This window comes from Micromonospora sp. CPCC 205539 (assembly GCF_036906815.1).
In the GTDB taxonomy this organism is placed as follows: Bacteria; Actinomycetota; Actinomycetes; order Mycobacteriales; family Micromonosporaceae; genus Micromonospora.
This window is the reverse complement of record NZ_JBAKHW010000022.1, coordinates 1-17251: the sequence shown is the minus strand read 5'-3', so window position 1 is coordinate 17251 and position 17251 is coordinate 1. Positions and strand designations below refer to the sequence as shown.

The following is a 17251-nucleotide window of genomic DNA, read 5'->3' as shown; positions in this document are numbered from 1 at the left end:
GTGGGTCTCCTTACCGGTCAGCTGGGGTGAAGTAACGGCCGCGCGCCCATAGGGAGACATAGACCAGCCCGACCAGGACGGGCACCTCGATCAGCGGGCCGACGACCCCGGCCAGGGCTTGGCCCGACGCGACGCCGAAGGTGCCGATCGCGACGGCGATGGCGAGCTCGAAGTTGTTGCCGGCGGCGGTGAACGCCAGGGTCGTGGTGCGTGCGTAGCCGAGACCGATGGCGCGGCCGAGAGCGTAGGAGCCGGCCCACATCAGCGCGAAGTACACCAGCAGTGGCAGGGCGATGCGAACGACGTCGAGGGGTCGGCTGGTGATGGCGTCGCCCTGCAGGGCGAACAGGATCACGATCGTGAACAGCAGTCCATAGAGGGCTGCGGGGCCGATCTTCGGCAGGAAGCGCGCTTCGTACCAGTCGCGGCCCTTGGCGCGTTCGCCGAGGCGGCGGGTGAGGTAGCCGGCGAGCAGGGGGATGCCGAGGAAGATGAGTACGTTGCGCGCGATCTCCCACGCCGAGGCGGTCAGCTCGGTGCCGGGCAACCCCAGCCAGTCGGGGAGTACGGCGAGGTAGAACCAGCCGAGCAGGCCGAAGGCGAGAACCTGGAAGACGGAGTTGAGTGCGACCAGGACGGCGGCGGCCTCCCGGTCGCCGCAGGCGAGGTCGTTCCAGATGACGACCATGGCGATGCAGCGGGCCAGGCCGACGATGATCAGGCCGGTCCGGTACGCCGGCTGGTCGGCCAGGAAGAACCAGGCCAGGGCGAACATCACGGCGGGACCGACGAGCCAGTTGAGGATCAGGGAGGAGGTCAGGAGTCGGCGGTCGCCGGTGACGGTGCCGAGCCGGTCGTAGCGGACTTTCGCCAGCACCGGGTACATCATGATCAGGAGGCCGATGGCGATCGGCAGGGAGATCCCGCCGACCCGCACCGCGTCCAGGGCGCTGTCCAGGCCGGGGCTCAGGCGCCCGAGAAGCAGCCCGGCGACCATGGCCAGGCCGATCCAGGCCGGCAGGAGTTGGTCGAGGCGGGAGAGTCGGCCGACGACGGCGCTTGCGGCCGGGTTGGTCCGGGGAGCGGTGCTGGTCCTCACGGGCGCTCTTGCTTCGACATGCCTCTAGGTTGACACCTGTCTAATCAGCATGCAAATCTCTGCCGAGGTTGACTCCTCCTCGTGCGGATCCGCCCCCACCCGAAGGGAACCTGCTCATGGCCGAGCTCACCGTCCGCACGATGGTTGCTGGCGACGCCGACCGGGTGCTGGCGATCTATCAGGCCGGGCTCGACGGTGGCGACGCCAGCTTCGAGGTCGCCGCGCCGACCTGGGCGGCGTTCGACGCCGCCAGGCTGACCGGGCACCGCTTCGTCGCCGTCGACGACAACGACAACATTCTGGGCTGGATCGCCGTCTCGCCGACCTCGACCCGAGCGGTCTACGCGGGCGTGGTGGAACACTCCGTCTACGTCGACCCGGCCGCGCGGCGACGTGGGGTCGCCCGGCTGCTGCTGGGCGCGGTGATCGCCTCGACCGAGGCCGCCGGCATCTGGACCATCCAGTCCGGGGTCTTCCCGGAGAACGTCGCCAGCCTGACCCTGCACGAGCGGGCCGGGTTCCGGGTGATCGGTGTGCGCGAGCGGGTCGGTCGCCACCACGACCGCTGGCGGGATGTCGTCCTGCTGGAGCGTCGCAGTCCCGTCGTCGCCTGAGCTTCACCCGGCTCGCGTGGCCCTACATGAAGTTGCGGGTGTGCAGGGCGGAGAGGGCGGCCGCCTCGTCGGGCCGGAAGCCCAGCCGCACGAGCCGGCGCTGACGGCCCTGGTCCATGGCGTGCTGCAACTCCTGCACCCGGTCGAAGCCTGCGGCCACGTCATCGGGGTGCCAGCCGCCCGCCGCGAGCACCACGAGCGCGTCGAAGACGTCCGCGTTGAGACCCGCGGTGTCCATGAGCGCGTCGTGGCGGCGGTGGATGGCCGCGCGGAGACGGTCGCGCAGCCCCGGGTCCACCGATGCCTGGTGCTCCAGGTGCGCCATACCGAACACGACGTGCCGGCGTTCGTCCTGCATCGCGAGCCAGCAGATCCGACGGGTCACCGGGTCCGGTGCGTGTTGTTCCAGGAACGAGAGGAGGTCGATGAAGCTGCCCTCGCCGAGCACGGATAGCAGGAACGAGGCCAGTGCGAAATCCGATTCGGCGACGAGCGTGAAGAGGGACTGACGACCACCGGCCGACGAGGTGCCCAACTCCGTGCCCCGGAGCAGTGCCCGCCGGTTGAACACCTCCATGTGCCGAGCCTCGTCGGCCATCTGGACGGCGAGCAGCTGTGTCACCTCGCGGAAGTGCGGATGGATTCGGCCGACGAACCGGGCCGGCACCACGAGTGCGGCCTGCTCGTTCTCGACCAGGTAGGTCATCACCTGCACCACCGCGGCCTCGACGTCGGCCGGCAGCGCGAACGAGTCGTCCCACGGAACGGCGGCTTCCGGGTCCCACTGCCGGGCGGCTGCCTGCGCGTACAGCTTGGGGGCGATGTCGGCCCACACCAGATCGCGGTCGTCCAGATCGAAGCGGGCCTCGGGGCCGCCGGCCTCGAGCAGTGCACCGCGGGCGCCGAGCCCCCAGCGGGAGGGCGGTCGACTGCTGAGCGCCGACGGAAGGGCCGGGCCGGCCCGTTCCGCGCCGAACCAGCGGTCGTCATCCGCCGTGCCGCGCACGACCACCGCCACCAACTCGCTCCGGTCGGCCGGATCCGGCCAGTCGACGCGATGCCCCCGCCCGCGGCACCAGGCCGGCAGGTGCACCCGTAGGGCAGGGTCGCGGCCGGAGACCGCCACCCGGCCGCCGGGCGGCAGGTTGGCCAGGGCGCGCTGCACCAGCAGGTGCGCGCCCCGGCCGAAGCCCAGACCACCGAGGTGGATCTCGACGTCGGCGACCGGTGGGGTGCTCACGGCCGGTAGTCCAGTGCCGTCACCCGCCCGTCGGTGGCGTAGAAGCCGCTCGCGTCGACCGCACGGGCGAGGGCGTCGTACCCCGTGGTGCGGCCGTCCTCCCAGGCCGTCAACCCTTCGAGGTCGAGCAACGGCCGGACCTCGGGATCGGCGTACGACATGCCGCGCAGCAGCGTGCCGAAGAGCTGGACCCCCGCGGACGTCGGGTCGCGGACCGTCATGTTGCAGTGGTCGAACCGCGCGGTCTGCGCGACGATCCGGGTGCCCTCGGGCGGCAGCGTGCCCTCCTGGACGAAGGCCAGGTGGTTGGCATCGATCATGCAGGCGGCGTCCACCTCCTTGGCCACGAGGGCCCGGGCGGCGTCGCGTTCGCCGCCGATGTGGTCGCCGTGCAGGCCGACGCCGACGTCGAACCGGCGTACGTCGACCTCGACCCCGGCGGCCGCGAGGTGGCCGAGCGGGATCAGCGTCGCCTGCGGGCTGTCCACGGCACCGACGGCGACCGTCAGCCCGGCGAGGTCCTCGATCTGACGCACCGGCGAGTCGGCGCGCACCACCACGACCGAGGTGAGATCCCGGTCGGTGTCGCGCATCGTGAGGGCGTGCACCGCGCTGCTGCGGGCCGCCGCCAGCCGTTCGGCCCGCAGCCAGGCGAGCGGAGAGTTCCACGCCGCGTCGATCCGCCCGCTGACCAGGTCCTCGACCTGCCGCTCGTAGTTGGAGTAGAGGACGAAGTCGAAGTCCAGGTCGCGACCGCGCAGCCAGGTGCGGAACCCCTCCCAGATGGTCACCACCTTGGGGTCGTACGCGACCGCGCCCATCAGGACGGCTGGTGCCGGCATCAGCGGTTGGCCTCGTCCAGCAGCGGCAGCCCGGTGGCGATGCGGCCGACGAAGTCGTGCAGGGCGTCGGTGGTCGGCGCCATCACCCGCGCCGCGCGGGAGTCGCGGAACCGGCGTTCGAGGCCCAGCTCCTTGCGGAAGGCGCTGCCGCCGCAGAGCTGCATCGCGCCGTCGGTCACCTCGGCGACCGTCTCGCCGGCGAGTGCCTTGACCTGCAACACCCGCACCGTCGCGTCGGCGCGGCCGGTCTCCAGCGCGGTGAGGGTGTCGCCGAGAAAGGCGCGCAGGGCGTCGGTGCGGATCTTCAGTTGAGCGAAGCTGCGTCGGGTGACGGGCGCGTCACGGAGGGCCGCCCCGGTGTGCGTGAGCGTGGTCGCGGTGAGGTGCCGGCCCGCCTCGGCGACCGCGCTGTCCGCGAGGCCGAGGCAGAACGCGGCGTTCAGCACCAGGAACCAGGGGAGGACCGCGCCCAGCGCGGTGTCGAGGCCGGCGCCGTCGGCGGCCAGGCGCGCGTCGGCGGGGACCCGGAGCCCGTCGGCCGTCATCGGCCGGGAGCCGTTGCCGCGCAGGCCGAGCCCGTCGAAGTCGCCGGTGACACTCAGGCCCGAACTGCCGGCCGGGACGAGCCACAGCGTCATCGGCCCCGCGCCCGAGGTCAGCGGAAGGCTCGACCAGACGTAACTGTTGGCCTCGCCGGCGGAGGTGACCCAGCTCTTCCTGGCGTCGAGGCGTACCGTGCCGTCGTCGGCCGCCGTGGCGGTGCCGGTCGGCGACCAGAAGTGGCTGCGGGAGCCGTACTCCGAGAAGGCCAGGGTGGTCAGATGGTCGCCGGCGGCGATGGCCTCGCGGACCTCGCGCGGGCCGTGGGCCTCGATGACGGCCGCCGCCGCGTAGTGCATGAGGACGACCATCGCGGTCGACCCGCACTCGGCGGCCAGCCGTTCGATGACCTCGGCGACCGCGCGCATGCCCTGGCCGCCACCCCCGACCTCGGTCGAGGAGGCCAGACCGAGGAGACCGGCTGCGGCGAGGGCGTCGATGCTCTGCCGTGGAAATGCTCCGTCTCGATCGACGGTCGGTGCCTGAGGTCGGATCACATCGTCGATGAGCGCGCCGAGCGTTTCCAGGCCGTTGGTTCGGGAGTGGGCATTGTCGACACTGGCTGTCATGTCAGCCGTCCCTTCAGTCTGATCAATGGGACCGCCATCGACACTATCCGATGCCGAGATCGCCGCGCGAGCCGTGACGGCCCGTCTCAGCGGTCCCGGCCGGCGTTCTCGCGGTGCGCCCGGCCGGATCCGTCGTCCCGGTCGATCCGCAGCTCCCGCTCCAGCTCGATGATGACCGCCCGCAGGTCGTCCAGCCGCTGAGTGAGCGCGATGCGGTCGATCTCGTCCGGCACGCCGTCGCCGTCCGCGTCGTACCCGCCGGCCAGACCCTCGGTCATCTCCAGGCGGCGGGCCTCCTCCATCGAGTTGACGATGACGGCGATGAGGATGTTGAGCAGCAGGTTGACGGTGATGAGCACGTAGCTGACGTAGTAGAGCAGCGTCCAGGGCGAGATCGCCATGCCCTGGGCGATGAGGTCCGGCAGCGTCTCCAGGGAGAGCAGGACGAACAACGTCAGCAGGGAGCGGCCGATGTCGCCGTACTCGTCGGGATACCTGCTGCCGAAGATCAACCAGCCCGCCATGCCGTACACGTAGAGCGTCACCACGGCCAACGCGAGGAAGCCGCCGACGCCCGGCAGGCTGCGCCACAGGGCGGAGACGATGGTACGCAGGCCTGGTGAGAAGCGGACCAGCCGGACCATCCGGGCCACCCGCACCACGCGCAGCAGCGCCGAGTCGCCGTGCAGCCCCGGTATGAAGATCGCCGCGATCACGGCGAAGTCGAAGACGTTCCAGCCGTGCCGGAAGAAGTCCTGTGGGCGGCGGCCGTACGCCGTCAGCCTGATGCCGATCTCGACGACGAAGACGGTACGGAAGAACAGCTCCAGCCAGTGCAGCGCCATGTTCGCCGGGCTCAGGCCCTTGTAGGTCTCGAGACCGAGCACCACCCCGTTGGCGAGGATGACGACGACGATGACGATCTCGAAGGGGCGCGACCGGGCGATCCGGCGGCAGCCGTGGACCAGACTCACCCGTCGGCCAGCTCGATGGTCTCGTGGTGGCGGTGGGCGGGCATGACCCACAGACTATCCGCGAGCCGCACCTCCCGGCGGACCGTCCACTCCGTGGTCCGCCGGTGTAACCGTCCCATCTGGACCGTGCGGTCTGACCCGTCAGACGTGGCCGGTCCGCTCGGGTGACACCGGGGCCGCGAAGAAGTCGACCAGCGGGTCGACCATTCTCGGGTACGCCCGGTTGATGGCGTCGTGGCCGCTGCGCGGGATCGTCACCGTCCGGGCTCGTGGCAGCGCGCCGGCCAGCGCGTCGTTGAGCCCGGCGTAGTAGGGCGGGCCGTCGGCGCCGTAGGCCAACAGCACCTCCGCGGTGACCCCTGCCCACTGGCTGGCCGGGCCATCGTGCGCCCGGATCAGGGCCGACTCGTCCAGCGTCATCGGCAGCAGGTCGCCCATCATGCGCCCGATCGGGGTCCGCAGGAAGGCGCGGGTGATGGCGATCCGTACGCGGAGCGGGAGCCTCGCCGCCGCCATCTGCGGGTTGATGCCGGCAGCGGTGATGGCGAGACCCTTGGCGGTGTCACCGGCGCGCAGCGCCGCCCGCGCGGAGTCGAGCCAGTCTGCGGGGAAGCCGCCGTCGATGCAGATCGCGGCGTCGTAGAGGGCGAGCCGCTCGATCGGCAGCCGGAGCGCGGCCTCGAGGGCGATGAAGCCGCCGGAGCTGTGGCCGATGACGTTGCCGCAGCCGGTGTGCTCGAGCACCGCGGCCAGGTCGTCGATGTCCTGGTCGAAGGTGTAGGGCTCCGACCGGGGCGGGGCGTCCGCCCGGCCGCGCCGGTTGTAGAGGTGCACCGTGAACCGGTCGGCGAGCGCTGCGGCCAGCCGACGGTACATGTCGATGGTGACCCCGCCGCCGTGCACCACGACGATCCCGGGCCCTGCTCCCGTGGAGTGCAGCACGATCGTCGCGCCGTCTCGTGCCCTGATCTGCTCCATGACCGGCCCACCCTTCCGTGTTGACCAAACTGCGAACGACGTTTGCAGTTTACAGTAGGTCGGTGAGCGACGCAGCAACGAAGCCCGGCGACGGTGACGCCGACCGGCAGCCGATCTGGACCAGGCCCGTACGGGGTAGCCGCGGTCCGACTCCGGCGCACAGTCGGGACGAGATCGTCGTGGCCGCCATCGCGTTGGCCGACGCCGAAGGTCTCACCGCGGTGTCGATGCGTGCCGTCGCCGCCGCGCTGGGCACCGGTGCCGGATCGCTCTACCGGTACCTGTCGTCCCGGGACGACCTGCTGGACCTGATGACCGATCGGGTCGTGGGAGAGTTGCGGCCGTATCCGCAGGCGCAGGGGGAGTGGCTGGACTCGATGCTGCTGCTGGCCCGTCGGCAGTTGGCGTTGCACCGGCGCCATCGGTGGCTGGTCGAGGTCATCCACCGGCCGTCCGCCATCGGCCCGGAGAGCCTGGCCTGGTTCGACACCTGTCTGCGGATCCTGGAGCCGGTCCGGAGCGCCGTCACCGCCAAGTTCGAGGCGATCGCGATGGTGACCGGTGTCGTGACCCTCTTCGCCCGCAGCGAGGCCGCCGCCGGGTCCCTCGACCTCGCGGGCGCCGACCTGACGGCGTACCCGCACCTGGTCGCGGCCTTCAGTCAGCCCTCCGCGCCCGCGCCGCAGACGGACCTCTTCGAGCGGACCCTGCGCAGCCTGCTGACCGGGCTGCTGATGGCCGAGCCGACCACGGAGGGCTGAAAGGCCCGCCACCCTCCGACGGGTGGCCTAGGTTCTGATCAGGAGAACGCGGTCGCGCGTCAGCCAGGTGAAAGGTGCGACCATGACAGACCATCTTGCGGACCTGCGGGAACGGGCCGCGAACGGTGACCGGGACGCGGTCGACCAGCTCGTCGAGCTCGCCGGTGAGCGGGGCGACCTGGCGGAGCTGCGCCGCCTCGCCGACGGGGGTAACACCGACGCGGCCGCGCAGCTCGTCGAGCTGGCCACCGAACGCGGTGACATGGCCGAGCTGCGGCGGCTGGCCGACGGCGGTGACCGTGACGCGGCCGATCAGCTCGTCGAGCTGGCGGCCGAGCGGGTGGATATCGCCGAGCTGCGCCGACTCGCCGATGGTGGCAACCGTGACGCGGCCGACGTCCTTGCCGAACTGACCGAGCAGGCCGACGAACCGGAGTAGTCGGGCCTGGCCGGTCGAGGCGGGCGGCGGGCTTGTGCGGTCACCGCACGCCTCGACGCGAGGGCGGTCAGGCGTGCGCGGCCTGGATGGCGTCGCGCAGCGGGGTGCTCGGCCGGCCGATCAACCGGCTGAGGTCGTCGCTGTCGGTGGTCAGCTCGCCGATGGCGATCGAGTGGTCGAGCGCGGCGACGAAGCCGGCGGTGCCCGCGTCGAGCCCGACGTTCTCCAGCGCCGAGGCCAGCTCGGCGGCCGACAGGTCCTGGTGGACGACCTTCGTGCCGGTGACCTCGGTCACGGCGGTGGCCAACTCGTCGAAGGTGAAGGCGGTGCCGCCCAGCTCGTAGCTGGCGTTGCCGTCCTCCGTACGGGTCAACGCCGCGGCGGCCGCCGCCGCGTAGTCGGCCCGGGTCGCGGCGGAGACCGCGCTGCCGTCGGTGGCACCGAGGATCGTGCCGGTCTGCAGGTACTGCGGCAGCTGGTCGGTGTAGTTCTCGGTGTACCAGCCGTTCCGCAGCGCGGTGTAGGGCAGGCCCGAGGCGGCGAGGACCTCCTCGGTGGCCTTGTGCTCCGGCGCCAGGGGGTTCGTGGTGGTGTCGGCCTTCAGGATGCTGGTGTAGACCAGCCGCTCGACCCCGGCGAGCTTGGCCGCGTCGATGACCGCGGTGTGCTGGGCCACCCGCTGGCCGGGGGTGTCGCCGGAGATCAGCAGCAGGCGGCGGACGCCGGCCACGGCCCCGGGCAGCGTCGACGGGTCGTCGTAGTTGGCCTGGCGGATCTCGACACCACGCGCGGCGAGGTCGGCCGCCTTCTGCGGGGTGCGGACGATGGCGGCGATGTCGGCGGCGGGTACGCCGGTGTCGAGCAGTCGCTCGATCACCAGGCGGCCCAGCCGGCCGGTGGCGCCAGTGACGGCATACGTGGGCATGACAACCTCCGAGAGTGGCGGCGAATCAGTAAGCACTTACGAATCTACAGCACTCGCTGATGCGTAAGCCTGGGCTAGGCTGGTGAGGTGAGCGACATGCCGACACCGGGCCCGGAGGGGCCTTCCCAGGAACTCGTGAGCGATGTCTTCGCGCGGGGCTGCACCTCCCGTGCCGCCTTCGAGGACGTCACCTCGAAATGGGCGTCGCTGGCCCTGCTGGCGCTCGGCGAGGGTCGGTACCGGTTCAACGCGCTGCGTCGGCGCATCGACGGGGTGAGTGAGCGGATGCTCTCCCAGACCCTCCAGACCCTTGAGCGCGACGGCATGCTGACCCGCGAGGTCCTCACGGCGATCCCGCCGCGCGTCGAATACTCGCTGACCCCCCTCGGCACCCGGGTCGCCGAGCAGCTACGTGGCCTGGCCGACCTGCTCGAGGCCTCGGTGCCCGAGCTGCAGACCGCCCGCGACGCCCACGAGCGCGACCGCTGATTCGGCGGTCAGGCCGGTCGGGGCGTCAGTTGCCGTCCTCGGCGCAGATCGCCGTCAGCTCGGCCAGGTAGCTGGCCAGGGTGGGCAGGCCGGCCTGGGCTCGCCGCTGTTCGACGCCCGACTCGTCCTTGATCGGAGTCGCCAGGACGGGACCGTCCGGGCCGCAGCGGACTTGTGTCCCGTACACCTGGGGCTCGCCCTTGCCCGCCGCGACCCGGTCCTCCAGGTAGGCGAGGTTGCCCGGCGACGCCTGGCGGGCCGCCACGGCCGCGCGCAACAACTCCAGCGCCTCCTGTTGGAAGGCGGGATCCAGGTCGGAGTGCTGGGCGATCGCCCACGCGGCGTCCTCGCCGTCCTTGCCGACGAGAGAGAGCGTCGGCCAGCCGTACGTTCGGATGATCTCCTTCAACCGGGCGGTACGCGCCTGGTCGGACTCGCTCTGCGGCTTGCCCTCGCGATCGGCCTGGTCGCGTTTCAGCATCGCGACCAGCTCGTCGTGCAGAGCCTTGTTGAAGCGCGCGGGGGAGGGGGCGGGTCGGGAGGGCGTGGTGGGCGGCGCCGACGTGCTGGCCGCTGGCGTGCTGGGTGGCGGGTCGTCAGTCGGCTCGGGCGGAAGGTCGCACGCGGCGAGAGCCGCGAGCACGGCAAGTGCTGACAGGACCCGCGGCACAACCTTCACGTCATCCTCCCGGCGCCGATTGTCGCTGGCCTCACTCCGCCTCACAACCGGTCAGGTGTTGAGGGTCTCGCGGGGTGGCACGCCGTAGCTGGCGTGGTACCGGGCGGTGAACCTGCTGTGGCTGGCGAATCCCCACCGGCTCGCGATCGCCGACACGGTGTCCCGGCGGGGGTCGGCCCGCACCAGGTCGTGGTGGGCGCGATCGAGCCGGATCCGACGCAGGTACGCCATCGGGGTGGTGCCGAGATGCCGACGGAAGGCGAGCTGCACCGCCCGCAGGGAGACGCCGGCGGCGCTGGCGATGTCGGCCGCGGTGATGTCCTGGTCGGCGTGTTCGTCCATGAAGGCGACCGCCCGGCGCACTGTGGCGGGGCTGGCGTCTCGCTGGTCGCTGGTCGTCGGGTCGGTGACCGCCGTGTTGGGAAAGACCGTGAGGGCCGCCGCCGCGAGCATCCGGGCGGCGTTACCGATCACCAGCGGCTGCGCGCTGGTGATCGGGTTGGTCAGCACGACGTCGGTGATGTACCGGGTGGTGTTCCGCCACTGCCGGGCGAGGGCCGGCGTGGCGGGGCCCAGGTCGGTGAACCGGATCTGGCCGGGTCGCCGGGCCGGCGCGGTGGTCGCGACCTGCGCCAGCACCGCCAGGTCCAGCACACAGATCTCCACCTCGCCGGGCTCCCAGCGCAGAGCGCCGGGCAGGTGGGGTCGGGTGACCAGGAAGACGTCGCCGGGGTCGAACCGGTCGGCCGATCCGTCGCAGGCGCGTTCGACGCGGGCGGTGCGGGTACGACAGACGACCAGCCCTCCGATGTCGTCGACGCGGATGTCGAGGTCTGCCGTCTGGCCGGTGGTGGCGAGGGCGAAGGGCCCGGTGTCGACGCGACGGTGGACGAGCCGGTACCCATCCTCTCCACCACCGAGGCGCAGAGCCGGGTCGTACGTCGCGGCCAGGAATTCGTGGATCTCCGCTGGATCCCGGCTCTCGAATACCTGGGCGTGCAGTGGTGACGTCATCCGCTGTCTCCGTCGGGGACGGGGTGCCGCCGGGAGGTCGACCGACGGTCGGGGCGTCCGGTCGGGCCGGACGTGGGGAGCGGGGCGGAGCGTCGCGAGCGGGACGGCGGCGACCGGGTTGCGGCAGTGGCGGTTGAGCAGATCGCTGATGGTCCCCGCCAGGCAAATGTCTGCTGGTGGGATTTTCACCATACGACAATTGTCATCAGGTTGCCCGCCGCTCCGCCGCTCCACCAGGGACTGTCGGCTGGTCGACTTCGCTTTCCGACTATCCCGGCGCGGATCATGCGCCTGCTGTCCTAGTCACTCCGGACGCAGCAGCGGAATTCTGTTCGCATTCCCCGGACGTCGGAGGACGGACGGGCCGCGCCGGGTGACCGGCCAGCGGGAGGGGTGACCGTTGGACAGTACCGATCCTGACCGCGTCGTTCGGCTGATCGTGGCCGAGACGCTGGCGCGGGTGGCGGACCAGGGCAGCCGGGGTCTGGGCGAGGTGACCGGGCTGGAGAGCCTCGGCGGCCCACTGCGCGAGGTGCTGCGCCGCGCACTCGAGGACCGGGTGCCGCTGGCGACGCCCCAATTCGTCGACCTCTGCCGCGAATTGGGCCTCAACCGCGACGACATCGACCTGCTGGGGCACTACCTGCTGACGGCGCTGCTGGCCCACCATGTCGGACCGGACGCCCTGATCCGCGTCGGTGTGCTCCTCAGCACCGTTCGGCGCTACCTGCCCGCTGCCCGTCCACCCGCGACGCCCAACGCGCGCCCGGTGCCCCGCCGACGTGACCTCCGCTCGGACAACAGCGTGGTGGGCCGCTACCGCCGGACGAAGCTGCCGGAACACCTGCCAAGTGCCCCGAGCTGGACCTGCACCGGTTGCGGTCGCGAGTGGCCCTGCGCCACCAAGCAGAGTCAACTCCTCGCCGAGTTCGGTGGCGCGCGAGCCGCCCTCGCCGTGTACCTCGGCTCCTGCCTCGTCGCCGCGGCCCAGGACCTGCCGACGCTGCCGCTGCCCCGAGCGCGGCTCCGCTTCCTCGGCTGGCTGCCCCGGGCCCGGATCTGACGAGGACAGCGACCCGGGGTCTAGGCAAGAGGGAATCGATGCGGTGGAATATTGATCCACGCGTCGTGTCCTGGGGAGGCCACCGATGTCGACTGCCCGCACCCGTGCCCTGACCGCCGCGGTCCTGGCCAGCCTGCTGCTCGTGGCGCTGCCGAGCGCGCCGGTGGCCGCCGCGCCCGCCACCCCACAATCCCGTCCCGTCCCGCCGCACATCGTCGGCGAGAAGACGGTCCCCGCGTACTCCTACGCCGACGCGATCCGGGAGAGCGTCTGGGTGGAGACCCGGGCGGACAGTGACGGCGATGGCGTGCGGGACCGGGTGGCGGTGGACCTGGTCCGGCCCTGGGAGGCCGCTGCGGCAGGGGTCCGGGTGCCGGTTCTCATGGACGCGTCGCCCTACTACCTCTGCTGCGGGCGGGGCAACGAGAGCGAGCGCAAGACGTACGACGCGGCCGGCGTGATCGCCAAGGCGCCGCTGTTCTACGACAACTACTTCGTCCCGCGCGGCTACGCGTTCGCCGCAGTGGACCTCGCCGGCACCGCCCGCTCCACCGGCTGCGAGGACGTCGGCGGTCCGGCCGAGGTGGGCAGTGCCAAGGCGGTGGTGGAGTGGCTCAACGGACGGGGCCGCGCCTTCACCGCCGACGGCAGGCCGGTCAACGCGGCCTGGAGCACCGGCCGGGTCGGCATGATCGGCAAATCGTGGGACGGCTCGGTCGCCAACGGGGTCGCCGCCACCGGTGTGCCGGGGCTGGCAACCATCGTGCCGATCTCGGCGATCTCCAGCTGGTACGACTACCAGCGCTACAACGGCGTGCTCCGGGCCGCCGACTACCCCGGCTACCTGCACTCGTACGTCAACGGGCGCACCGACGAGGCCTGCGCCGACGAGCTGGCCCGGCTGCGTGCGGACAGCGCCGAAGAGTCCGGTGACTACAACGGCTACTGGGCGCAACGCGACTACCGGCCCGCTGCCGGCAAGGTCCGGGCCAGCGTGTTCGTGGCGCACGGCGTCAACGACCTGAACGTCACCACCAACCAGTTCGCCCGCTGGTGGCAGGAGCTGGCCGAGCAGGGCGTACCCCGCAAGCTCTGGCTCTACCAGGCCGGCCACGAGGACCCGTTCGATGTCCGGCGCGCCGAGTGGGTGACGGCCCTGCACCGCTGGCTGGACTACTGGTTGCAGGGGCTGCGTAACGGGGTCATGAATGAGCCACGGGTCGACCTGGAGACCGCTCCGGGGACGTGGACGACGCAGCGGGACTGGCCGGCGGCCGGCACCCGTGCGGTCCGGGTCGCCCTCGGTGGCGGGGACGGCGTCACCGGCACCCTCGGCGGACGCCGCGCCAGGCCGGGCACCGAGCGGGCGTACGCCGACGAGTCGCTGACCGAGTCGGCGCTGGTCGCCGAGCCGAGCACCGCGACCCCCGGCCGGTTGGTCTTCCTCTCCGGCGCGCTCACCGCGCCGGTACGGATCTCCGGCAGCCCGTCGGTGCGGTTGCGGGTCCGGGTGGACCGGCCCACCACCGAGCTGACCGCCCGGCTGGTCGACTACGGCACCGCCGAACGGATCAACTACGGCAGCTCCGAAGGGGTGCGGACGCTGGGCACCGAATCCTGCTGGGGAGCGTCCACGCCCGCCGACGACGCCTGCTACCGGGACACCGAGGAGATCACCGAGGTCACCGACCACGCGGTGCTGACCCGAGGCTGGCTGGACGCGGCGCACCACCGCTCACTGCGGTTCAGCACCCCGCTGCGGCCGGACCGTTGGTACACGGTGACCGTCCCGCTGAACGCCTACGACGCGGTACTGCCCGCTGGTCACGTGCTCGGCCTGGTGCTCGGCCAGAGCGACCCGGAGTTCACCGAGACCGACGACCGGAACGCCACCGTCCGCGTCGACCTCGGTCGTAGCGAGCTGACGCTCCCGCTCGCCGGTCGGGCCGGCCTACCCCCGGTCGCCGCCGTACCGCCGGTCGTCACCGTGCCACCCGCGCAGCCGGCACCGGCCCGGACCACCCCGCACGACAAGCGGCAGGTGCCCTGACCGGATCGATCGGGGTGTTCATCGTGGGCCCGCACCACGTACAACGGGTGTTCACCACCCTCTCCGAGGCTCCTCCGAGAAAGAGCATTGGCTTGATCGAGGAGAGGCTCCCACGTGAGGGACAAGCAACCCGAAGAGGCCGAGCGCGCGCAGTTGTCGCGCCGCACGTTGGTCAAGTACGCGGGCGTCGGCGCCACGCTGGCCGCCGCGAGCCCGCTGGTGGGCGGCGGCGCGGCGCGGGCCGACGAGGAGCGCCGGCCGGGCGACGACCACAGTGACCGGGGCAGCTCCCGGAACCGGGCGTGGCGCGCTGGTGACCACCACGTCCACTCGGAGTACAGCGGTGAGTTCGACACCACGAAGAGCCCGATCGTCTTCCACAAGGGCGCGGACGCGGTCTACCCGATCGTCACCAACGCCATCATGGCGAAGAACTTCGGTCTGACCTGGGCGATGTGCACCGACCACGGTGGCCCGACCCACTCGAAGGTGAACATCGAGCAGGCGTACCCGGACCTGCTGCGCTCGCGCAAGCTCGTCCCCGAGGTGCTGCAGTTCTGGGGCATGGAGTTCGACGCGCCGTCGCTGGACCACCACACGCTGATGATTCCCCGGCACGACGACGAGGCGAAGCAGCTGTTCGAGCTGGAGAGCCGCTTCGCCAAGTACGACGCGTTCCCCACCGACCCGGCTCGGGACACCGAGGCCAGGATGGTGGAGTTCCTCAAGGTCGCCCGGGGGATGCCGCACCAGCCGCTGGTGATCGCCCACCACACGTCCCGGTCCGCGCCCGGCCTCGGCGTCTACGGCCAGGACACCCCGCGCGAGTTCCGCAACGGCAACAACGCGGCCCCGGAGATCTACATCGGCTTCGAGGGCGCGCCCGGCCACCAGGCCGGCCCGCTCAACGGCGGCAAGCGCGGGGGGTACGGCAACCACCCCACGTACGGCGGCTTCGACCAGATGACCGCGCGGGTCGGCGGCCTGTGGGATGCACTGCTCGGCGAGGGCCGGCGCTGGTGGATCACGGCGACCTCGGACTCGCACGTGCACTGGACCCGTGGTGGCTCCGACTTCTGGCCGGGCGAGTACAGCAAGACCTACGTGCACGCCCGCCAGGACTACGGCGACATCATGGACGGCCTGCGCAACGGCCGGATCTGGGTGACCACCGGTGACCTGATCCGCAGCCTGGACGTCACGGCCAAGTCCCAGGGTCGGACGGCCGACGTGGGCGAGACCATCACGATCAGCCGGCGCAGCCGTACCGACGTCGACATCGAGATCACGTTCCGCCCGCTGAGCGGCCTGAACGGCAACGGCGACCACCCCGAGGTCCGCCGGGTCGACCTGATCGTCGGCCAGATCACCGGTCCGAGCGCCAACCTGGACGCCGACACGAACCCCACCACCAAGGTGGTGGCCCGGTTCGGCCCGCGGGACTGGCGTCGCCAGGGCGCGGACTACGTCATCCGGCACACGCTGCGCAATGTCGAGGCCGACACCTACGCCCGGGTCCGGGGGACCAGCACGGATGAGGCCGAGCCGCTGGCCGACGGGCTGGAGAGCCCGTGGGACGACCTGTGGTTCTACTCGAACCCGGTGTTCGTGCACGTGCGCTGACGCACTGCGACGGGGGCGGCGTACCCGCGCCGGTTCTACCTTGACCTCGAGTGCGCTCGAATGTCTAGGTTGGCCCGACGGGGATCGCCGCCCCCGTCCGCGCGGCGCAGACTTATCGGGGGACTTTCATGCGCTACCGCGTCCTCGGCGGTACGGGTATCCAGGTCAGCGTCCACTGCCTCGGCACGATGATGTTCGGCGCGGTCGGCAACCCCGACCACGACGACTGCGCCCGCATCGTGCACACCGCGCTGGACCGGGGCATCAACTTCGTCGACACCGCCGACATGTACTCCGCCGGCGAGTCGGAGGTGATCGTCGGTAAGGCCCTGCGCGGGCGGCGCGACGACGTGGTGCTCGCCACCAAGGTCCATTTCCCGATGGGTGAGGGGCCCAACCGCGGCGGCAACTCCCGGCGCTGGATCGTCCGGGAGGTGGAGGAGAGCCTGCGTCGGCTGGGCACCGACTGGATCGACCTCTACCAGGTGCACCGGCCGGACCACACCACCGACCTGGAGGAGACGCTGGGCGCGCTCACCGACCTGGTCCGGGCTGGGAAGATCCGGGCGTTCGGCTGCTCGACGTTCCCGGCGGACGAGATCGTGCAGGCGTACCACGTCGCGGAGCGACGGGCGTTGGGACGGTTCCGCACCGAGCAGCCGCCGTACTCGATCGTGGCCCGCGGGATCGAGACGTCGGTGCTGCCGGTCTGCGAGCGCCTCGGCATGGGGGTGCTGGTCTGGAGCCCGCTCGCCTCCGGGTTCCTCTCCGGCCGGTACCGGTCCGACCAGCCGGTCGACCTCGGCACCGGTCGACCCGCCCTCACCCCGGCCCGGTTCGACCCCGAGCTGCCGGGGAACGCGGCCAAGTTCGCCGCGGTCGATCAGCTCCTCGCGCTCGCCGACGAGATGGGCTGCACCCTGCCCGAGCTGGCCGTGGCGTTCACGGTCGCACACCCGGGCGTCACCTCGGCGATCATCGGCCCCCGCACCATGGACCACCTCGACGGACTGCTGGCGGGCGCGGATCTCACCCTCAGCGACGAGGTGCTGGACCGGATCGACGAGATCGTCGCACCCGGCACGAACCTGTACCAGCCCGACGGGGCCTGGTCCTCGCCGGCGCTCACCGATCCGGCGCGGCGGCGACGCCCACTGTCGGAGCGGGCAGCAGCCTAAACCCGCCCCGGCCCCGCTCCCGGCCCCCCGCTCCCGGCCCCCCGCTCCCGGCCCCCCGCTCCCGGCCCCCCGCTCCCGGCCCCGCCCCGCCCCGCCCCCGCTCCGCCCCCGGCC

17 protein-coding genes are annotated in these 17251 nt (G+C 71.7%); 8 read left to right on the top strand and 9 right to left on the bottom strand.

Annotated features, from left to right (window positions below; translation table 11 throughout):
• Window positions 1-10: 10 nt before the first annotated feature.
• Window positions 11-1099, bottom strand: coding sequence for an ACR3 family arsenite efflux transporter (gene arsB / locus V6V47_RS20230; protein WP_334629858.1), 1089 nt, complete (start codon window positions 1097-1099; stop codon window positions 11-13).
• 116 nt (window positions 1100-1215) lie between these two features.
• On the opposite strand from arsB, the gene V6V47_RS20225 reads away from it, so the two are divergent.
• Window positions 1216-1713, top strand: coding sequence for a GNAT family N-acetyltransferase (locus tag V6V47_RS20225; RefSeq protein WP_334629857.1), 498 nt, complete (start codon window positions 1216-1218; stop codon window positions 1711-1713).
• A gap of 22 nt (window positions 1714-1735) precedes the next feature.
• On the opposite strand, the gene V6V47_RS20220 is transcribed toward V6V47_RS20225, so the two are convergent.
• The 5 genes from V6V47_RS20220 to V6V47_RS20200 form a co-directional block, all read right to left on the bottom strand.
• The gene (locus tag V6V47_RS20220) at window positions 1736-2953 is read right to left on the bottom strand and encodes a ferritin-like domain-containing protein (protein WP_334629856.1); all 1218 of its coding nucleotides are present in this window, start codon (window positions 2951-2953) and stop codon (window positions 1736-1738) included.
• Window positions 2950-3795, bottom strand: a complete 846-nt coding sequence (locus V6V47_RS20215) for a phosphate/phosphite/phosphonate ABC transporter substrate-binding protein (protein WP_334629855.1) — start codon at window positions 3793-3795, stop codon at window positions 2950-2952. Before V6V47_RS20215 ends, V6V47_RS20220 begins: the two co-directional genes overlap by 4 nt.
• A complete protein-coding gene (locus V6V47_RS20210) occupies window positions 3795-4964 on the bottom strand; it encodes an acyl-CoA dehydrogenase family protein (RefSeq protein ID WP_334629854.1) in 1170 nt (389 codons plus the stop codon). The genes V6V47_RS20215 and V6V47_RS20210 overlap by 1 nt, the downstream gene beginning before the upstream one ends.
• Window positions 4965-5050: 86 nt before the next feature.
• Window positions 5051-5938, bottom strand: a complete 888-nt coding sequence (locus V6V47_RS20205) for an ion transporter (protein ID WP_334629853.1) — start codon at window positions 5936-5938, stop codon at window positions 5051-5053.
• Between the two features lie 141 nt (window positions 5939-6079).
• Entirely contained in the window at window positions 6080-6916 is an 837-nt protein-coding gene (locus V6V47_RS20200; protein WP_334629852.1) for an alpha/beta fold hydrolase, read from the bottom strand.
• A 62-nt stretch (window positions 6917-6978) separates the two neighbouring features.
• Here V6V47_RS20200 and V6V47_RS20195 point away from each other — a divergent pair, with 62 nt between their 5' ends.
• Window positions 6979-7677, top strand: a complete 699-nt coding sequence (locus tag V6V47_RS20195; RefSeq protein WP_334629851.1) for a TetR/AcrR family transcriptional regulator — start codon at window positions 6979-6981, stop codon at window positions 7675-7677.
• An 82-nt stretch (window positions 7678-7759) separates the two neighbouring features.
• On the top strand, window positions 7760-8116 hold the full coding sequence (locus tag V6V47_RS20190) for a hypothetical protein (protein ID WP_334629850.1): 357 nt from the start codon (window positions 7760-7762) through the stop codon (window positions 8114-8116).
• Between the two features lie 67 nt (window positions 8117-8183).
• Here V6V47_RS20190 and V6V47_RS20185 read toward each other — a convergent pair whose 3' ends face one another.
• Window positions 8184-9041, bottom strand: a complete 858-nt coding sequence (locus V6V47_RS20185; protein WP_334629849.1) for an SDR family oxidoreductase — start codon at window positions 9039-9041, stop codon at window positions 8184-8186.
• A gap of 96 nt (window positions 9042-9137) precedes the next feature.
• Here V6V47_RS20185 and V6V47_RS20180 point away from each other — a divergent pair, with 96 nt between their 5' ends.
• The gene (locus V6V47_RS20180) at window positions 9138-9530 is read left to right on the top strand and encodes a winged helix-turn-helix transcriptional regulator (protein ID WP_334629946.1); all 393 of its coding nucleotides are present in this window, start codon (window positions 9138-9140) and stop codon (window positions 9528-9530) included.
• A 25-nt stretch (window positions 9531-9555) separates the two neighbouring features.
• Here V6V47_RS20180 and V6V47_RS20175 read toward each other — a convergent pair whose 3' ends face one another.
• On the bottom strand, window positions 9556-10209 hold the full coding sequence (locus V6V47_RS20175; RefSeq protein ID WP_334629848.1) for a DUF6624 domain-containing protein: 654 nt from the start codon (window positions 10207-10209) through the stop codon (window positions 9556-9558).
• Between the two features lie 51 nt (window positions 10210-10260).
• Window positions 10261-11223: a helix-turn-helix transcriptional regulator gene (locus V6V47_RS20170; RefSeq protein ID WP_334629847.1), complete on the bottom strand. Its 963-nt coding sequence runs from the start codon at window positions 11221-11223 to the stop codon at window positions 10261-10263.
• Between the two features lie 400 nt (window positions 11224-11623).
• Here V6V47_RS20170 and V6V47_RS20165 point away from each other — a divergent pair, with 400 nt between their 5' ends.
• The 4 genes from V6V47_RS20165 (at window position 11624) to V6V47_RS20150 (ending at window position 17137) form a co-directional block, all read left to right on the top strand.
• A complete protein-coding gene (locus V6V47_RS20165; protein ID WP_334629846.1) occupies window positions 11624-12286 on the top strand; it encodes a hypothetical protein in 663 nt (220 codons plus the stop codon).
• 85 nt (window positions 12287-12371) lie between these two features.
• Window positions 12372-14336, top strand: a complete 1965-nt coding sequence (locus V6V47_RS20160; RefSeq protein ID WP_334629845.1) for a Xaa-Pro dipeptidyl-peptidase — start codon at window positions 12372-12374, stop codon at window positions 14334-14336.
• A gap of 114 nt (window positions 14337-14450) precedes the next feature.
• Window positions 14451-15959 carry a phosphoesterase gene (locus V6V47_RS20155; RefSeq protein ID WP_334629844.1) on the top strand — a complete coding sequence of 503 codons (1509 nt, stop codon included), beginning with the start codon at window positions 14451-14453 and terminating at the stop codon, window positions 15957-15959.
• 128 nt (window positions 15960-16087) lie between these two features.
• Window positions 16088-17137, top strand: coding sequence for an aldo/keto reductase (locus V6V47_RS20150; RefSeq protein WP_334629843.1), 1050 nt, complete (start codon window positions 16088-16090; stop codon window positions 17135-17137).
• Window positions 17138-17251: the final 114 nt, after the last annotated feature.